We start from the raw sequence: 17,644 nt of genomic DNA, 5'->3' as shown, positions 1-17,644 counted from the left end.
GGCGCCGTCAAACCATTCGACGCACCATCCTGATTCACCGCCGAACCCCGCACCACAGCAAGCACCTCATGCCCGAGCCGTTCGGCGTCGGACAGGCGCTCCAAGAGCAACCACCCCACACCCTCGCCCCAGCCAGTGCCGTCCGCGGCACCGGAGAACGACTTGCACCGCCCATCCGGCGCGAGCCCTCGCTGGCGGCTGAACTCCACGAACCCGATCGGCGTCGTCATCACCGCGACCCCGCCCGCGAGCGCCATCGAGCATTCCCCGTGCCGCAGCGCGTGCGCGGCCAAGTGCAGCGCCACCAACGACGACGAACACGCCGTATCCACCGTCACCGCCGGCCCCTCCAGACCGAACGTGTACGAGACGCGGCCGGAAGCGACGCTGGCCGCGGTGCCACTGATCGCGTGTCCCTCGCCGCCGCCCGGCGCGGCCTGGAGCCGGAAGGCGTAGTCCTGCCCGTTGCTGCCCACGAACACGCCGGTCCGGCTGCCCCGCAACGACGTCGGGTCGAGACCGGCCGCCTCGAACGCCTCCCAGGCCGTCTCCAGCAGCAGCCGCTGCTGCGGATCCATCGCCACGGCCTCCCGCGGGCTGATCCCGAAGAAACCGGCGTCGAAATCGCTCACGTTCTCAAGAAGGCCGCCCTCCATCGCGTACGTCCGGCCGGGCGCCTCCGGATCCGGGTCGTACAGGCCGTCGATGTCCCAGCCGCGGTCGGTGGGGAACGTCGAGATCGCGTCGGTCCCATCGGCGACCAGGCTCCACAGCTCGTCGGGGGTGGTCACGCCGCCGGGGTAGCGGCAGCTCATGCCCACGATGGCGATCGGCTCGCGCTCGGCCTCCTCCATCCGGCGCAGCTGTTCCTGGGCGTCGTCGAGGTCCGCCGCCACCCGCTTGAGGTAGTTGAGCAGTTTTTCTTCAGTCGGCATGAAACGCGTGGCCTCTCTAGTTCCGGCGCCCGAACTTGCCGTCGATCAGATTGAGAACCGCGTCGGCGTCGGCCGCCTCCAGTTCGTCGGCGAACCCCGGCGCGGCCTCGCCCTCGGCGGGCCGCGACCAGGCCGCGAGAATCTTGCGGAGACGTTCCTTCAGCTGTACGCCGAGCGCCTCGTCGCGGGGTGCCCGGGCCAGCGCCGCCTCCAGCCGTTCGAGTTCCTCCAGCGGCGTGGCCGGTGCCTCGCGGGCCGGACCGAGTTCGCCGGTGAGGAACTCGGCCAGCGCTTGCGGCGTGGGATGGTCGAAGACCACGGTCGCCGGCAATCGCACCCCGGTCACGGCGACGAGCCGGTTGCGCAGTTCCACGCCGGTCAGCGAGTCGAAGCCCGCTTCCCGGAACGCCTTGTCGTCCTCCACCACCCCCGCCGGAGATTCGCCCAGCACGCTCAAGGCATTCGAGCGCACCAGAGCGACGAAGAAGTCGTAGCGCTCCGTCGCGGGCATCGCCTTGAGCCGGTCGGCCAGCTCGGTTTCCGTGCCCGCCTGCGCGTTCCGCCTGGCCGGGCGAACCACGACTGCCCCACCGTCGGAGGCCGTCGCGTGCACACCCGCTTCGACGGGCACCGGTCGCAGCTCCAGGCGGTTCACCGAGGCGACCGGCTGTCCCCGGCCGTCGGCCAGCTCCAGCGAAACCGCATCCGGGCCGGCCGAAGCGATCCTTACCCGCACGACGGAGGCACCCGACGCCCGCAGAATCATGCCCGCGAACGAGTGGGGCAGCCCGGTCCGCTCCGTGTCACCGATGCCCAGAACGTGCAGGGCCGCATCGAACAACGCCGGGTGCAGCCCGTACATCCGGGTGCTCTCGTCGGCCAGACGCACCTCGGCGAACAATTCGTCGTCGCCCTGCCACGCCGCCGTCAGCCCCCGGAACACCGGCCCGTAGCGAACCCCGGCCTCCGCATACCGTTCATACAGCCCGTCGAGGGGCAGCGGCACGGCACCGGTCGGCGGCCACACGGCCAAACCACCAACCTCTTCGCGTACATCTTCTTCGCGTACGTCTTCTTCGCGTACATCTTGAGCCAGCGCACCGCTCGCATGCCGCGTCCAGCCGGAAGCGCCGTCCGTGCGGGCGTACACGGCGAACTCGCGCAGCCCCGCTTCGCCGGGCGCCGCCACCGCGACCTGAAGCTGCACCGCGCCCTGCTCCGGCACCGCGAGCGGCGTGTGCACGACGAGCTCGACGATCCGCTCGTACCCGACCTCGTCACCCGCCCGCCACACCAACTCGGCGAAGGCCGTGGCGGGGAACACCACCTCGTCCAGCACCGTGTGGTCGGCCAGCCAGGGATGAGTACGCACCGAAACCCGGCCCGTCAGCAGCACCCCGCCCCCGTGGGCCAGGGGCACGGCCGCACCCAGCAGCGGATGATCCGCCTGGTCGAGTCCCGCCGCGGCGACGTCCCCGACCGCCCGCTGAGGCTCCAGCCAATACCGCTGATGCTGGAACGCGTACGTCGGCAGCTCGACTCTTCGCCCGCCCGCCAGCAACGCTTTCCAATCAACCCCCACGCCACGCACGTACGCCTTCCCCACCGCCCCAACCACCGCCAACGGCTCCACAACGTCCTTACGCAAGGTCGCGAACGCCGCCGCGTCATCGCCCAAACTCTCCTGGGCCATCGCCGCCAGCACACCGCCCGGCCCCACCTCCAGAAACGTCCGCACACCCCTATCACCCAGCTCCCGCACCCCATCCGCGAACCGCACCGTCGCCCGCACCTGCTCCACCCAGTACTCGGCGTCCGTGCCGAGAAGTGAGCCCGTCACCGTCGACACGACCGGGATCTGCGGCGTGTGGAAGGTCAGCGAGGACACCACCTCCCAGAACTCACCCAACATCGGCTCCATCAACGGCGAATGAAACGCGTGACTCACCCTCAGCCGCCGCGTCTTCTCGAACCGTGCGGCGATCTCGACCACCGCATCCTCATCCCCGGACACCACCACTGATGCCGGACCGTTGACCGCCGCGATCGCGACCCGATCCGACAACAACGGCCTGACTTCGGCTTCGGACGCCTGAATCGACACCATCGCCCCACCAGACGGGAGCGCCTGCATCAACCGCCCCCTCGCCGCCACCAGCTTCGCCGCGTCCTCAAGAGACAACACCCCGGCCACATGAGCCGCCGCCACCTCACCGATGGAATGGCCAAGGAGGTAGTCCGGCTGCACACCCCACGACTCAAGAAGCCGGAAAAGCGCCACTTCGAGCGCGAACAACGCGGGCTGCGCGTGCTCCGTCTGATCCAGAGCTTCGACATCGGCCAGGAGCAGACCCGGCTCGAACACCGCGCACACCTCATCAAACGCCGCCGCGAACACCGGGAACACCTCATACAAACCACGACCCATGCCCGGGGTCTGACTGCCCTGACCGGTGAACATCAACGCCAGAGCACCCCGGGCGACCGCTTCGGCTTCCACGTCCGCCAAGCGCGCCAACAGCTCATCCCGATCGGCGCCCACCACCACCGCGCGATGATCGAACAGAGGCCGCGATGCCAGCGACCAACCCACATCCACCGGCTCCAACTCCGGCCGCTCCTCCACAAACGCCCTCAACCGCAACGCCTGCGCCCGCATCCCCGCCGCCGTCTTCGCCGACACCACCCACGGCACCACCGGCACCACCGGCACCCTGGGACGCGTTTCCGACTCATCCGTCTTACCCGGAGCGGCCTCAAGCACCACGTGCGCATTGGTACCGCTCACACCGAACGACGACACCGCCGACCGACACACCCGACCAACAGCAGGCCACTCCAATCGCGAAGTCGCCAAAGACACCGCCCCCGAAGCCCAGTCCACCTCCGGCGACGGCTCATCCACATGCAACGTCCGCGGCACCACCCCATGCCGCATCGCCAACACCATCTTGATCACACCAGCCACACCGGCAGCCGCCTGCGTATGACCGATGTTCGACTTGATCGACCCCAGCAACAACGGCTGCACCCGATCCTGCCCGTAGGTCGCGAGCAGAGCCTGGGCCTCGATCGGGTCACCCAACCGGGTCCCGGTCCCGTGCGCCTCGACCACATCAACATCAGCCGGAGACAACCCCGCATTGGCCAGCGCCTGACGAATCACCCGCTGCTGAGCAGGACCATTCGGCGCCGTCAAACCATTCGACGCACCATCCTGATTCACCGCCGAACCCCGCACCACAGCAAGCACCTCATGCCCGAGCCGTTCCGCATCCGACTGCCGCTCCAACAACACCCAGCCGACGCCCTCCGACCAGCCCGTCCCATCGGCCGTACCCGAAAAGGATTTGCACCGGCCATCGGGGGCCAGCCCGCGCTGACGACTGAACTCCACGAACGAATACGGCGCAGACATCACCGTGACGCCCCCGGCGAGAGCCATCGAACACTCGCCCTGCCGCAGCGCCTGGGCGGCCAGATGCAGCGCCACCAGCGACGACGAACAGGCCGTATCCACCGTCACGGCCGGGCCCTCCAGACCGAACGTGTACGACACCCGACCCGAGGCCACACTGCCCGCCCCGCCGCTGACCGCGTAGCCCTCCACGCCCTCCGGCATCGTGTGCAGCCGCGAGATGTAGTCCTGCCCGTTGCTGCCCACGAACACGCCGGTCCGGCTGCCCCGCAACGACGTCGGGTCGAGACCGGCCGCCTCGAACGCCTCCCACGCCGTTTCCAACAGCAGACGCTGCTGCGGATCCATCGCCACGGCCTCGCGGGCGCTGATCCCGAAGAAACCGGCGTCGAAACCGCCCGCATCGGCCAGGAATCCGCCCGCGATCGAGTACGTCTTACCCGCCGCCTCCGGATCCGGGTCGTAGAGGCCCTCGATGTCCCATCCACGATCGGTGGGAAACGTCGAGATGGCGTCGCCGCCGGATGCGAGCAGATGCCACAACGCTTCCGGCGTGTCCACACCACCGGGGAATCGGCAACTCATCGACACCACGACGACCGGATCCGTGTCGGTGACGGCGGCTGCGACCAGCCCAGCGGTGTCGAGCTTTTCGCCGAGCAGTTCCGCCTGCAGATGGTCCGCCAGCGCGACCGGCGTCGGATAGTCGAATGCCACCGTCGCACTCAGCCGCAGGCCGGTACGCGCTCCGAGCCGGTTGCGCAGTTCCACGGCGGTCAGCGAGTCGAAACCCAGGTCCCGGAAGGCTTTCTCCTCGCCCACTGCCGCGGCGTCGGCGGCACCGAGCACGGCGGCCGATTCCTTGCGGACGAGCTCGGTCAGGAACGTACGGCGTTGGGCTTCGGTCATGGCCGCGAGACCGTCGGAAACACCGCCGACGCCGACCGCGGCCCGAGCGCGCCGTACGGGCCGGGATACCAGTCCGGCCAGCAGTCGGGGCAGGTCTTCCCCGCGCCGGCGCAACGCGGCCAAGTCCAGTCCCACCGGCACCGTATGCGCCCGGGCCGACGACCAGGCGGCGTCCAGGAGCGCCAGGCCCTGGCCGGTGCTCAAGGGCAGCACTCCGCCCCGGGCGATCCGGTCGACGTCGCGGTCGCCGAGACGGCCGGTCATCTCGCTGCGCTGTTCCCACAGTCCCCAGCCCACTGACGTCGCCGGCAGCCCGAGGGCGTGGCGGTGCTGGGCAATCGCGTCGAGGTAGGCGTTCGCCGCCGCGTAGTTGCCCTGCCCCGGGGAGCCGAGGACGGCCGCGAAGGAGGAGAACAGGACGAACGCCGAGAGTTCCGTTTCTCGCGTCAGGGCGTGCAGATTGGCGGCGATGTCGACCTTCGGCCGCAGCACGTCCGCCAGCTGCCCGTCCTCCATGGTGGCGACCAGGCCGTCGTGCATGACACCGGCGGTGTGCACGACCCCGATCAGCGGATGCTCGACGGCGATCCCCGCGATCACCCCGGCCAGCGACTCCCGGTCGGCGGCATCGCAGGCCACGACGGTCGTCTCCGCGCCCAGCCCGTTCAGCTCGTCGACCAGTTCCCGCGCACCGGGAGCGTCCGGGCCGCGACGGCTGAGCAAGAGCAGATGCCTCGCACCGTACGACGCGACCAAGTGCCGTGCGACCAGGGCGCCCAGCGTGCCTGTGCCGCCGGTGACGAGAACCGTGCCTGCGGCCCCGAGCTCCGGCACGCCCGCCGCACCGCTGCGCGCGATCCGGACCAACCGCGGAACGCGCACCACCCCCGCCCGCACCGCCACCTGCGGCTCACCGCTCGCCGCCGCGTCCCGAAGCCCGTCGACACCGCCCCGTTCGAGGTCGACCAGCATGAACCGGCCGGGGTTCTCGGACTGCGCGGACCGCATCAGTCCCAAGACCGCCGCACCAGCCGCGTCCGCGACGTCCTCGCCCTCGTCGGCGGCCACGGCTCCCCGCGTCACCAGTACCAATCGGGCCCGCTCGAGCCGCTGTTCCCCGAGCCACGCCCGCACCAGCTCCACCGTCGCCGTGGTGGCGGAGTGCACCGCTTCGGCCGCGAATCCCCCGCCGCCCATTTCCACCACGACGGTCGTCGTCTCCGGCCCGATCGTCGCGAGTTCCCGGTGGACCGGCACCCCGAGCTGCATCCCCAGCGCGGAATCCCCGAGTACGGCCCACTCCCCGTCATCCCGAGCCCCGTCGCCCGCCACCGGAACCCAGTCCACCCCGAACAGCGAATCCGCCGGGCCCGCCGGGCCCGGTGAGGGCGCCGGCCGCACCGCCACACGCTCCACCGACGCGACCGGCTGTCCCAGCTCGTCCGCCACGTCGATCGCCACCGAATCCGGGCCGAGCGCCCAAATCCGGACCCGCGCCGCCGTCGCGCCCGTCGCATACAGGGTCACGCCGCCGAAGCTGAACGGCAGCCCGTCCCGGCCCGATACCTGCAGCGCCCCGTCCAGCAGAGCGGGATGAAGCCCGTACCCTTCGGTCCCTTCCGGCAGCCGGATCTCGGCATAGGCCGTCTCCCCGTCCCGCCAGGCCGCCGCGACCACCTGGAACGCCGGCCCGAGCCGGTACCCGGCCGCCCCCAGTTCCGCATACAGGTCATCCACATCCACCGGTGCGGCTCCTGGCGGCGGCCACTGCGTCAACGCCACCGCTTCCGCTGCTGGCGCCCGGCCGAGCAGGCCCGACGCGTGAGCGACCCATTCCGCGTCCTCGTCCGAGCGCGCATACGCAGTGAACCTCCGATCGCCCGAGGCATCCGGCGCCGCCACCGCTACCTGCAGCTGCACCTCGCCCCGATCGGGCACCGCCAGCGGTTCCCCGACCACGACCTCATGGACCCGCTCACACCCGACCTCGTCCGCCGCCCGCAAGGCCAGTTCGGCAAAGGCCGCCCCCGGCAACAACACCCTTTCCCGTACGGCGTAGTCGCCCAGCCACGGATGCGTCCGCAACGACACCCTGCCGCTCAGCACCACCCCGCCATCGCCCGCCAGCGCGACCTTCGACGCCAGCAGCGGATGCCCGATTCCCCCGCCGACGCCCTCCTCGGCCACCAACCAGAACCGCTGCCGCTGAAACGCGTACGTCGGCAGCTCAACCTGCTTTCCCCGCGGATAAACCGCCTTCCAGTCGACCTCGACTCCGCGCGTCCACGCCTCGGCCACCGACCTCAGGAACCGTTGCAGCCCACCGTCATCACGCCGCAACGACCCCACAGCAACTTCCTGCACACCAACAGTCAGCACCGGATGCGGACTGCACTCGATCAGAACCCCGTGCCCATCCCCCACCAACGCCCGAGTCGCCTGCTCAAACAACACCGGCCGACGCAAGCTCTCAAACCAATACCCAGAGTCCAACCCACTCGTATCGAACAACTCACCCGTCAACGCCGAATAAAACGGAACCTGACCCGACCTCGGGGCCACCGGCGCGAGCAGCTCCAGGATCTCCTCACGCAAACCATCCACATCCGCCGAATGCGACGCGTAATCCACCGGTATCCGCCGAGCCCGCACACCCGCCGACTCCAGCTCCGCCTGCCACTCATCCAACGCATCCGCCGGACCCGACACCACCACAGAACTCGGGCCGTTGTAAGCCGCGATCCCCAACGGCCGCCCCTCAAGCCGCGCCACAACCTCATCCGCCGACAACCCAACCGACACCATCCCGCCCGCACCCGCAATACGCAGCAGAACACGACTGCGCAAAGCCACCACCCGCGCGCCGTCCCGCAGCGACAACGCACCCGCCACCACCGCAGCCGCAATCTCACCCTGCGAATGACCCACCACCGCATCCGGCGAAACACCATACGAACGCCACAGCTCGGCAAGCGACACCATCACCGCCCACAACACCGGCTGCACCACATCAACCCGATCCAACTCACCCCCACCACCACGCAGAACCTCAACCAGCGACCAATCCACAAACTCCGACAACGCCGCCGCACACTCAAAAACCGACTCAGCAAAAACCGCCGACGAATCAAGCAGCTCCACCGCCATCCCGGCCCACTGCGAACCCTGACCCGGGAAGACGAACACCACCTTCCCGCCATCGGCCCGGACCACAAGACCCTCACCCACCACCGCCCGATACTCAAACACCGACCGCGACGCCAGCGACCACCCCACATCCACCGGATCGAGGCCAGGACGCTCGGCCACGAACGCCGTCAACCGCTCAACCTGCGCCCGTGCCCCCTCCGCCGTCTTCGCCGACACCACCCACGGCACCGTCAGCCGAGGCCCGGGTTCGGAGGTCTCCGGCTTATCGGGCGCGGCTTCCAGAACCACGTGCGCATTCGTGCCGCTCATACCGAACGATGACACTGCCGACCGACGCACCCGCCCCGACGACGGCCAAGCCATCTGCGATGTCGCCAAAGACACCGCCCCCGAAGACCAATCAACCTCCGACGACGGCGAATCGACATGCAGGGTCTGCGGCACCACCCCATGCCGCATGGCGAGCACCATCTTGATGACACCGGCGACACCGGCAGCCGCTTGCGTGTGCCCGATATTCGACTTGATCGACCCCAACAACAACGGCTCGACCCGATCCTGCCCATACGTCGCCAACACAGCCTGCGCCTCAATCGGGTCACCCAGCCGGGTCCCGGTCCCGTGGGCTTCGACCACATCAACGTCAGCCGGAGAAAACCGTGCGTTGGCAAGCGCCTGACGAATCACCCGTTGCTGGGAAGGCCCGTTCGGAGCCGTTAAGCCGTTGGACGCGCCGTCCTGGTTGACCGCTGAGCCCCGTACGGAAGCAAGAATTTGATGTCCTTGCCGTTCCGCGTCCGACTGCCGCTCCAGCAAGAGCCAGCCAGCGCCCTCGGACCAGCCCATGCCATCCGCGCCCGCCGCGAAAGCCTTGCACCGTCCGTCCGCAGCGAGCCCCCGCTGACGGCTGAACTCCACGAACGCGTCGGGTGACGACATCACGGTCACGCCGCCGGCCAGCGCCATCGAGCACTCGCCCTGGCGCAGCGCCTGGGCCGCCAGATGCAACGCCACCAACGACGACGAACAGGCCGTGTCGACCGTCACCGCCGGACCTTCCAGGCCGAACGTGTACGAGACCCGGCCCGAAGCCACGCTGCCGGAGATGCTGACCCCGACGTAGCCCTCGACTGTCTCCGGAACGCTGGGCAGGCGCGACAGGTAGTTCTGCCCGTTGCTGCCCACGAAGACGCCGGTGCGGGTGCCTCGCAGGGTTTCGGGGGCGATGCCCGCGCGCTCGAAGGCTTCCCACGCGGTCTCCAGCAGCAGCCGCTGCTGCGGGTCGATCGCCAGGGCCTCGCGTGGGCTGATGCCGAAGAAGTCGGCGTCGAAATCGGCCGCGTCGCGCAGGAAGCCGCCTTCGATCGAGTACGTCTTGCCCTTGGCGTCCGGATCGGGATCGTAGAGCCCGTCGACGTTCCAGCCCCGGTCGGCCGGGAACGCGGAGATGACATCGTTTCCCGCGGCCACCAGCTCCCACAGTTCCTCCGGCGTGCCGACCCCGCCCGGGAAGCGGCAGCTCATCGAGACGATCACGATCGGGTCGTCGTCGGCCGCGGCGGCCGACGGCACCGGTCCGGCGATCTCGGCCCGTTCGCCGAGCAGCTCGGCCCGCAGGTGCCCGGCCAGCGCGGCCGCCGTGGGGTGGTCGAACACCACCGTTGCCGGCAGGCGCAGGCCGGTGGTCGCGGCGAGCCGGGTCCTCAGTTCCACGGCGGTCAGCGAGTCGAAGCCCAGGTCCCGGAACGCCTTCCCCGGGTCCACGGTGGCGGTGTCGCGGTAGCCGAGCACAGCCGCGGCCTGTCGGCTCACCAGGTCGAGCAGGTCGCCCGCACTCGTCGATGGGGTAGGCGACAGTGCGGCGTCGCCCTCCAGCGCGCGCCGCACCTCGGGCAGGTCACCGATGAGCTTGCGCGGGGCCGCCGCGGCGAAGGCCGGAGCGAAGCGGCCCCAGTCCACGTCGGCGACCGCGGTCACCGGCTCGTCGTTGGCCGCCACCGCCCGCATCGCCGCGAGCGCCACCCCGGGGTCCATCAGCGTCAACCCTTGGCGGCCCAGCTGCTGCGCCATTCCCGGCCTCGCCGCCAGGCCGTCGCCGGCCCACGGTCCCCAGGCCACCGATGTTCCCGACCGGCCTCGGGCCCGGCGCCGCTCGACCACCGCGTCCAGGTAGGCGTTCGCCGCCGCGTACGCACCCTGGCCGCCGCTGCCCCAGAACCCGGCGACGGACGAGAACACCACGAAAGCGTCCAGATCCCGATCGTCAAGGACGTCGTCGAGGTGTGCCGCGCCCGCCACCTTCGCCGCCATCACCTCGGCGAGGTCGCGATCACCGCTCTCGGCCAGCGACCGGTACGCCCCCACGCCGGCCGTGTGCACCACCGCGGTGAGTTCCGGCAGCCCTCCGACCAGTCGGCCCAGCGCCTCGCGATCGGTGACGTCACAGGCCACGACCGAGACTTCGGCCCCCAGCCCGGTCAGCTGACTGGTCAACTCGCTCGCACCCGGGGCCGCTTCGCCCTGCCTGCTGACCAGCACGACCCGCTCCGCGCCCTCGGCCGCCAGCCACCGCGCGACGTGACTGCCCAGTGCCCCGGTGCCGCCGGTCACCAGCACGGTACCGCGCGGATTCCAGCCACCCGGGGTCGGCGTCGCCCGCGCCAGGCGCCGGACGAGAACCCCCGACCGCCGGATCGCGACCTGGTCCTCGGAACCGTCGCCGGTGAGCACTTGCGCCAGCAGTGTGACGGCCGCGTCGTCGGCGTGCTCGGGCAGGTCGATCAGGCCGCCCCAGCGTTGCGGATGTTCGAGCGCGGCCACCCGGCCCAGGCCCCACACCTGGGATTGCGCGACGTTGCGGACCCGATCACCCGAGCCCGTCCCGACGCCCCCGGACGTGACGCACCACAGGGGCGCCGCTATTCCCGCCTCCTCAAGCGCTCCCACCAGGCGAGCGGTCGACAGCAGGCCCCGCCCGACCGCCGGATACTCCGGGTGGGACTCTTCGTCCAGGGCGAGCAACGACAGCACGCCTCGGGGTGCGGGTTCGTCGCCCAGCTGCTCGATGTCCTCCACGGCGACCCGGCGGAACGTCATGCCCAGCCCGGCCAGCCCGGCCAGCAGCTCGTCACCGGCACCGCCGCCGGGAACCACCGCCAGCCAGGTCCCGCCGCCGTCAACACTCTGAATTTCCGCCGCCGGCTGCCACACTGCCCGGTAAAGCCACTCATCGAACGCCGGTTCGTCCGCGCTCTTCAGCCAGTACCGTTCCCGTTGGAACGCGTACGTCGGCAGCTCGACCCTGCGCCCGCCCGCCAGCAACGCTTTCCAATCAACCCCGACACCACGCGCGTACGCCTTCCCCACCGCCCCAACCACCGCCAACGGCTCCACAACGTCCTTACGCAAGCTCGCGAACGCCGCCGCCTCGTCGCCCAAACTCTCCTGGGCCATCGCCGCCAGCACACCGCCCGGCCCCACCTCCAGAAACGTCCGCACACCCCTATCACCCAGCTCCCGCACCCCATCCGCGAACCGCACCGTCGCCCGCACCTGCTCCACCCAGTACTCGGCGTCCGCAGTCAGCAGTCCACCGGTCACCGTCGACACGACCGGGATCTGCGGAGCGTGGAACCTCAGCGAGGACACCACTTCCCGGAACTCAGCCAACATCGGCTCCATCAAAGGCGAGTGGAACGCGTGACTCACCCGCAAACGCCGCGACTTCCCAAACCGTGCGGCGATCGCCAGGACCACGTCCTCATCCCCGGACACCACCACCGACACCGGACCATTGACCGCCGCGATGGCAACCCGATCCGTCAACCACGGCCTGACTTCGGCTTCAGACGCCTGAATAGACACCATCGCCCCACCAGACGGGAGCGCCTGCATCAACCGCCCCCTCGCGGACACCAGCTTCGCCGCGTCCTCAAGAGACAACACCCCGGCCACATGAGCCGCCGCCACCTCACCGATGGAATGGCCAAGGAGGTAGTCCGGCTGCACACCCCACGACTCAAGAAGCCGGAAAAGCGCCACTTCGAGCGCGAACAACGCGGGCTGCGCGTGCTCCGTCCGATCCAGAGCTTCGGCATCGGCCAGGAGCAGCCCCGGCTCGAACACCGCGCACACCTCATCAAACGCCGCCGCGAACACCGGGAACACCTCATACAAACCACGACCCATGCCCGGGGTCTGACTGCCCTGACCGGTGAACATCAACGCCAGAGCACCCCGGGCGACCACTTCGGCTTCCACGTCCGCCAAGCGCGCCAACAGCTCATCCCGATCGGCGCCCACCACCACCGCGCGATGATCGAACAGAGGCCGCGATGCCAGCGACCAACCCACATCCACCGGCTCCAACCCCGGCCGCTCCTCCACAAACGCCCTCAACCGCAACGCCTGCGCCCGCACCCCCGCCGCCGTCTTCGCCGACACCACCCACGGCACCACCGACCCATCCCGCTCGCCGAACATTTCCGATTCGCCAGGCCCGGCCTCGAGCACCACATGCGCGTTCGTGCCGCTCACGCCGAACGACGACACAGCAGCACGTCGAGCCCGGTCCACAGCAGGCCACGACACCTGCGACATCACCAGCGAAACGCCACCCGACGCCCAGTCGACCTCGGGAGTCGGCGAATCCACATGCAACGTCCGCGGCACCACCCCATGCCGCATCGCCAACACCATCTTGATCACACCAGCCACACCAGCAGCCGCCTGCGTATGACCGATATTCGACTTGATCGACCCCAACAACAACGGCTGCACCCGATCCTGCCCATACGTCTCGAGCAGCGCCTGCGCCTCGATCGGGTCACCCAAACGCGTCCCCGTGCCATGCGCCTCGACCACATCAACATCAGCCGGAGACAACCCCGCATTGGCCAGCGCCTGACGAATCACCCGCTGCTGAGCAGGACCATTCGGCGCCGTCAAACCATTCGACGCACCATCCTGATTCACCGCCGAACCCCGCACCACAGCAAGAATTTGATGCCCGAGCCGTTCCGCGTCCGACTGCCGCTCCAACAACACCCAGCCGACACCCTCGCCCCAGCCAGTGCCGTCCGCGGCACCGGAGAACGACTTGCACCGCCCATCCGGTGCGAGCCCTCGCTGGCGGCTGAACTCCACGAACGAGAACGGCGTCGTCATCACCGTCGCCCCGCCCGCGAGCGCCATCGAGCATTCGCCCTTCCGCAGCGCCTGGACCGCCAGATGCAGCGCCACCAGCGACGACGAGCAGGCCGTGTCCACCGTCACCGCCGGCCCCTCCAGGCCGAACATGTACGAGACGCGGCCGGACATCGCGCTCGCCGTCGCGGCCGTCACCCCATACCCGCTGTGTTCCTCGCCCGCCGCGACGACCGAGGAGTGGTAGTCCTGTCCGTTGGTGCCGACGAACACGCCCGTACGCGATCCGCTCAGGTCGGCCGGGTCGATCCCGGCGCGTTCGAAGGTTTCCCACGCTGTTTCGAGCAGCAGCCGTTGTTGGGGGTCCAGTGACACGGCTTCCCTCGGGCTGATGCCGAAGAAGTCCGCGTCGAAGCCGCTCACGTCGCTCAGGAAGCCGCCCTCGGCGACGTAGCTCTTGCCCGCGGTGCCGGGGTCCGGGTCGTACAGGGCGGAAAGGTTCCAGCCCCGGTCGGCCGGGAAGCCGGACACCGCGTCGCCGCCGGATGCGAGCAGGGCCCACAGGTCTTCGGGCGTGCCCACCCCGCCCGGGAAGCGGCACGCCATGCCCACCACGGCGATCGGCTCGTGGTCGGCGTCCTGCAGCTCGTGCAGCCGTTCCCGGGTACGGGCCAGGTCCACGATCACCTTGTTCAGATATTCGCGGAGCTTCGACTGATCGGCCATGAAGCGGTATCTCCCGGTGTTCGCAGCTCAGGGTTTGAACGAGACGGTCATGTTCTGCAGGCCCCGGACGACGATGTGCCGGCGATAGTTCAGCGAGCTCTCGTCCAGTTCCGGGTCGCGCAGCCGTTCCGCGAACGCCGAGAGGGCCAGCTCGGCCTCGAGCTTGGCCAGGCTGGAGCCGATGCAGAAGTGGGCGCCGGCGCCGAACGCCAGCGACACGTTCTTGGTTTTCCGGCGGACGTCGAACGCCTCGGGTTCGTGATAAGCGCGCGGGTCGCGGTTCGCCGCCGCCATCAGGACGACGACCACGTCGCCGGGCCGCAGATCGTGCCCGCCGATGGTGGTGTGGGTGCGGGATATGCGGGTGGCCAGCTGGACGGGCGGGTCGTACCGCAGGGCCTCGTCGACGAGCGTGGTGATGACGCCCGGTTCCTCGCGCAGGGCGGTCAGCTGGTCGGGGTTGCGCAGCAGGGCGAGGATGCCGTTGGAGACGAGGTTCGTGGTGGACTCGTGGGCGGCGATGAACAGCGTGGCCAGTGCGCTGGTCACCTCGTAGCGGGTGAGCCGGTCGCCGTTGCTCTCGGTGGCGATCAGGCTGGAGACGAGGTCGTCGCCGGGGTTGCGGCGGCGGCGCTGGATCAGGTCGCCGAAGTAGGCGTGCACGGCCAGCATCGTGCGGAAGATCCGCTCGATCTCCTCCTTGGCGAAGACCCGCGTGGCGGAGCCGGTGGCCGCGCCCAGGGTCGGCAGCTCGCTCGACAGGGCCAGGTCGACCGACCAGTCCTTGAGCATCTGCCGTTCCTCCTCCGGGATCCCGAAGATGTCGCAGATGATGCCGATGGACATCGGGTAGGCCAGGTCGTCGACGACGTCGAACTCGCCGCGGTCGCGGAACTTCGCGAACAGGTCGTCGACGATCCGGGCGATGGAGGGCTGGAAGCTGGAGACGATCCGCGGCGTGAAGGACTTGGAGATGAACTTGCGCTGCCGCCCGTGACCGGGCGGGTCCATGAAGAAGATCGAGCTGATGCCCAGGTCCTCCGGGGTCATTTCCTGGTGGTCGGCGGGGTCGCCGAGCCCGGTCATGTCCACGGCCTGCTTCGTGTCGTTGCCCATCTCCTTGTGGCGCAGGATCTGGTTGCAGTCGTCGTAGCGGCCGTAGATGACGACCTTGCCGTCCTCGACCGGGATCGGGCCGGCCTCACGGATCCGGGCGAGCAGCTGGTAGGGGTCGGGACGGTTCCGGTAGTCCATGAGGTCGTGGAGTGGGTTCGTCATGTCGCACGTCTCCTCAGAGGCCGAAGTTCTGGTCGATGATCCGGAAGATCTCGTCGTCCGAGACCGAGGTGAGTTCGTCCTCGTCAATCTCGGCCGCGGGTCCCGGCGTCCTGGCCCGCCAGCGGGCGAGCAGTGCTTCGAGCCGGGTCGACACCAGCTCTGGTTCGCCCGCGTCGGCCGGGCGGGCGAGCGCTGTGTCGAGCCGGTCCAGCAGAGCGAGCAGGTCGTCGTCCGCGGTCTCGTCCGGTGCCAGGAGCGCGCGCAGACGACCGGCGAGCGCGGTGACGTTCGGGTAGTCGAAGACGAGCGCGGAGGGCAGGTCGAGGCCCGTCACGGCGGCCAGCCGGTTGCGCAGTTGCACGGCGGTGAGCGAATCGAAGCCGAGTTCCCGGAAGGCGGTTCCCGGATCGATGAGGGCGGCGTCGGGGTGGCCGAGCACGACCGCCGCTTCGCCGCGTACGAGGTCGAGAAGGGCCCGGTCGCGTTCGGCCGGAGGAAGCTCGGCGAGGGACTGGGCCGCGGACCGCCCGGTTTCCGGGCCGGGCCGGGCTTCGAGGAGCTCGTCGTACAGGCTGGTGGAGCCGTGGAAGAGCCGGAAGCGGTCCCAGTCGATGCGGGCGACTGCCACGGCGGCGTCCCCCTGCCCGACGGCCCAGTCGAGCGAGGCGAGCAGCCGGGCCGGATCCAGCGGCGGGATGCCTCGGGCGGTGAGTTGTCGCCCGCTATGGCCGTCGGCGGCACCGCTCTCGCCCCACAGTCCCCACGCGATGGAGGTGACGGGAAACCCCTGCCCGCGGTACGCCTCGGCGAGGGCGTCCACGGCCGCGTTGGCCGCCGCATAGTTCCCCTGGCCCGGCGAGCCGATCACCCCCGCGAGGGAGGAGAACACCACGAACGCGTCCAGGCCCGATTCCCTGGTCAGTTCGTGCAAGTGCCGGACCGCGTCGACCTTCACCCCGGCGACGGCCGCGAACCGGTCCGGCGTGAGCGTGCCCGCCAAGCCGTCGTCCAGCACTCCGGCCGCGTGGACGACCGCGGTCAGATCCCGCCCTTCGAGCAGGGCGGCGACCGCGGCGCGGTCGGTCACGTCACAAGCCACGACCTCGACCGGTACACCCACCGAGTCCGCCAGTTCCCCCGCGTCACCGCCTCGGCGGCTGACCAGCACGAGCCGCTCTGCTCCCCGCTCGGCAAGCCACCTGGCCACGTGCACGCCGACCGCGCCGGTGCCGCCGGTGATCAGGACGGTGCCCCGGGGCCGCCAGCCCCGTCCCGTATCCGTCGCCCGGATGAGGCGCCGTCCGAAGACCCCGGACGTACGGACGGCGATCTGGTCCTCCACCCCGCCGAGGGCACCGGCCAGGAGGCGCCAGACCTCCGGATCCGGATCGGCCGGGATGTCGATGAGCCCGCCCCAGGTGTCCGGCGTCTCCAGGCCGATCGACCGTCCCAGGCCCCACACCATGGCCTGCTCGGGTGCCTCGGGCACGCCTGGCCCGGTCGCACCGCGGGTGACGACCCACAGCGGCGCGCGGTTCCCCATCGAGGCCAGCACCCGCACAGTGGCCGCGAGCTGGGCGGCGTTCTCCAGCCCGGTCCCGTTCCCTAGCGGCAGCAGGGAGAGCACGCCCTGCGCGAGGTTTCCGTCCGGTGCCACGCGGTCGAGGGTCACGGTCGTGACGTCCAGCCCGGCGTCGGCCAGCGCGCCCAGGTAACTCGTCACCGCCTTCGTGGGTTCCTCCGGCACGATCACCATCCACGCCCTGGGGGTGGCCTTCCGGTCGGCGACGGGTGCCCACGCGACCCGGTACCGCGAATCCGTTTCCCCGGTGGCCTCCCGGCGGCGGTTCTCCAGCCAGTACCGCCCGCGCTGGAACGCGTATGTCGGCAGCTGAACCCGTTGCCCGTGCGGATAAACCCGCTGCCAGTCGACCTCGACTCCGCGCGTCCACGCCTCGGCCACCGACGTCAGGAACCGTTGCAGCCCCCCGTCATCACGCCGCAACGACCCCACAGCAACTTCCTGCACACCAACAGTCAGCACCGGATGCGGACTGCACTCGATCAACACCCCATGCCCATC

The 17,644-nt window shown here is 69.9% G+C and carries 3 protein-coding genes and 1 pseudogene; all 4 read right to left on the bottom strand.

Annotated features, from left to right (window positions below; all coding sequences use genetic code 11):
• Positions 1-935 (bottom strand): beta-ketoacyl synthase N-terminal-like domain-containing protein (locus tag J2Z30_RS48845; RefSeq protein WP_209469183.1); only part of this gene is annotated, 935 nt, incomplete at its 3' end.
• A gap of 16 nt (positions 936-951) precedes the next feature.
• Positions 952-14,244, bottom strand: a pseudogene (locus tag J2Z30_RS50675) (SDR family NAD(P)-dependent oxidoreductase); the annotation flags it as partial.
• Between the two features lie 66 nt (positions 14,245-14,310).
• Positions 14,311-15,561, bottom strand: coding sequence for a cytochrome P450 (locus tag J2Z30_RS48820; RefSeq protein ID WP_044566411.1), 1,251 nt, complete (start codon positions 15,559-15,561; stop codon positions 14,311-14,313).
• 13 nt (positions 15,562-15,574) lie between these two features.
• A partial coding sequence (locus J2Z30_RS48815; RefSeq protein ID WP_209469182.1) for a beta-ketoacyl reductase occupies positions 15,575-17,644 on the bottom strand: 2,070 nt, incomplete at its 5' end.

Origin of the sequence: Streptomyces iranensis (genome assembly GCF_017874715.1) — a bacterium.
Taxonomy (GTDB): Bacteria; Actinomycetota; Actinomycetes; order Streptomycetales; family Streptomycetaceae; genus Streptomyces; species Streptomyces iranensis.
The sequence above is the reverse complement of the archived record's forward strand: the minus strand, read 5'-3'. Positions and strand labels throughout refer to the sequence as shown.

Bases quoted from the DNA above. Each gene is read 5' to 3' on its own strand.
- J2Z30_RS48820 (WP_044566411.1), bottom strand. From the start codon at position 15,561: ATGACGAACCCACTCCACGACCTCATGGACTACCGGAACCGTCCCGAC.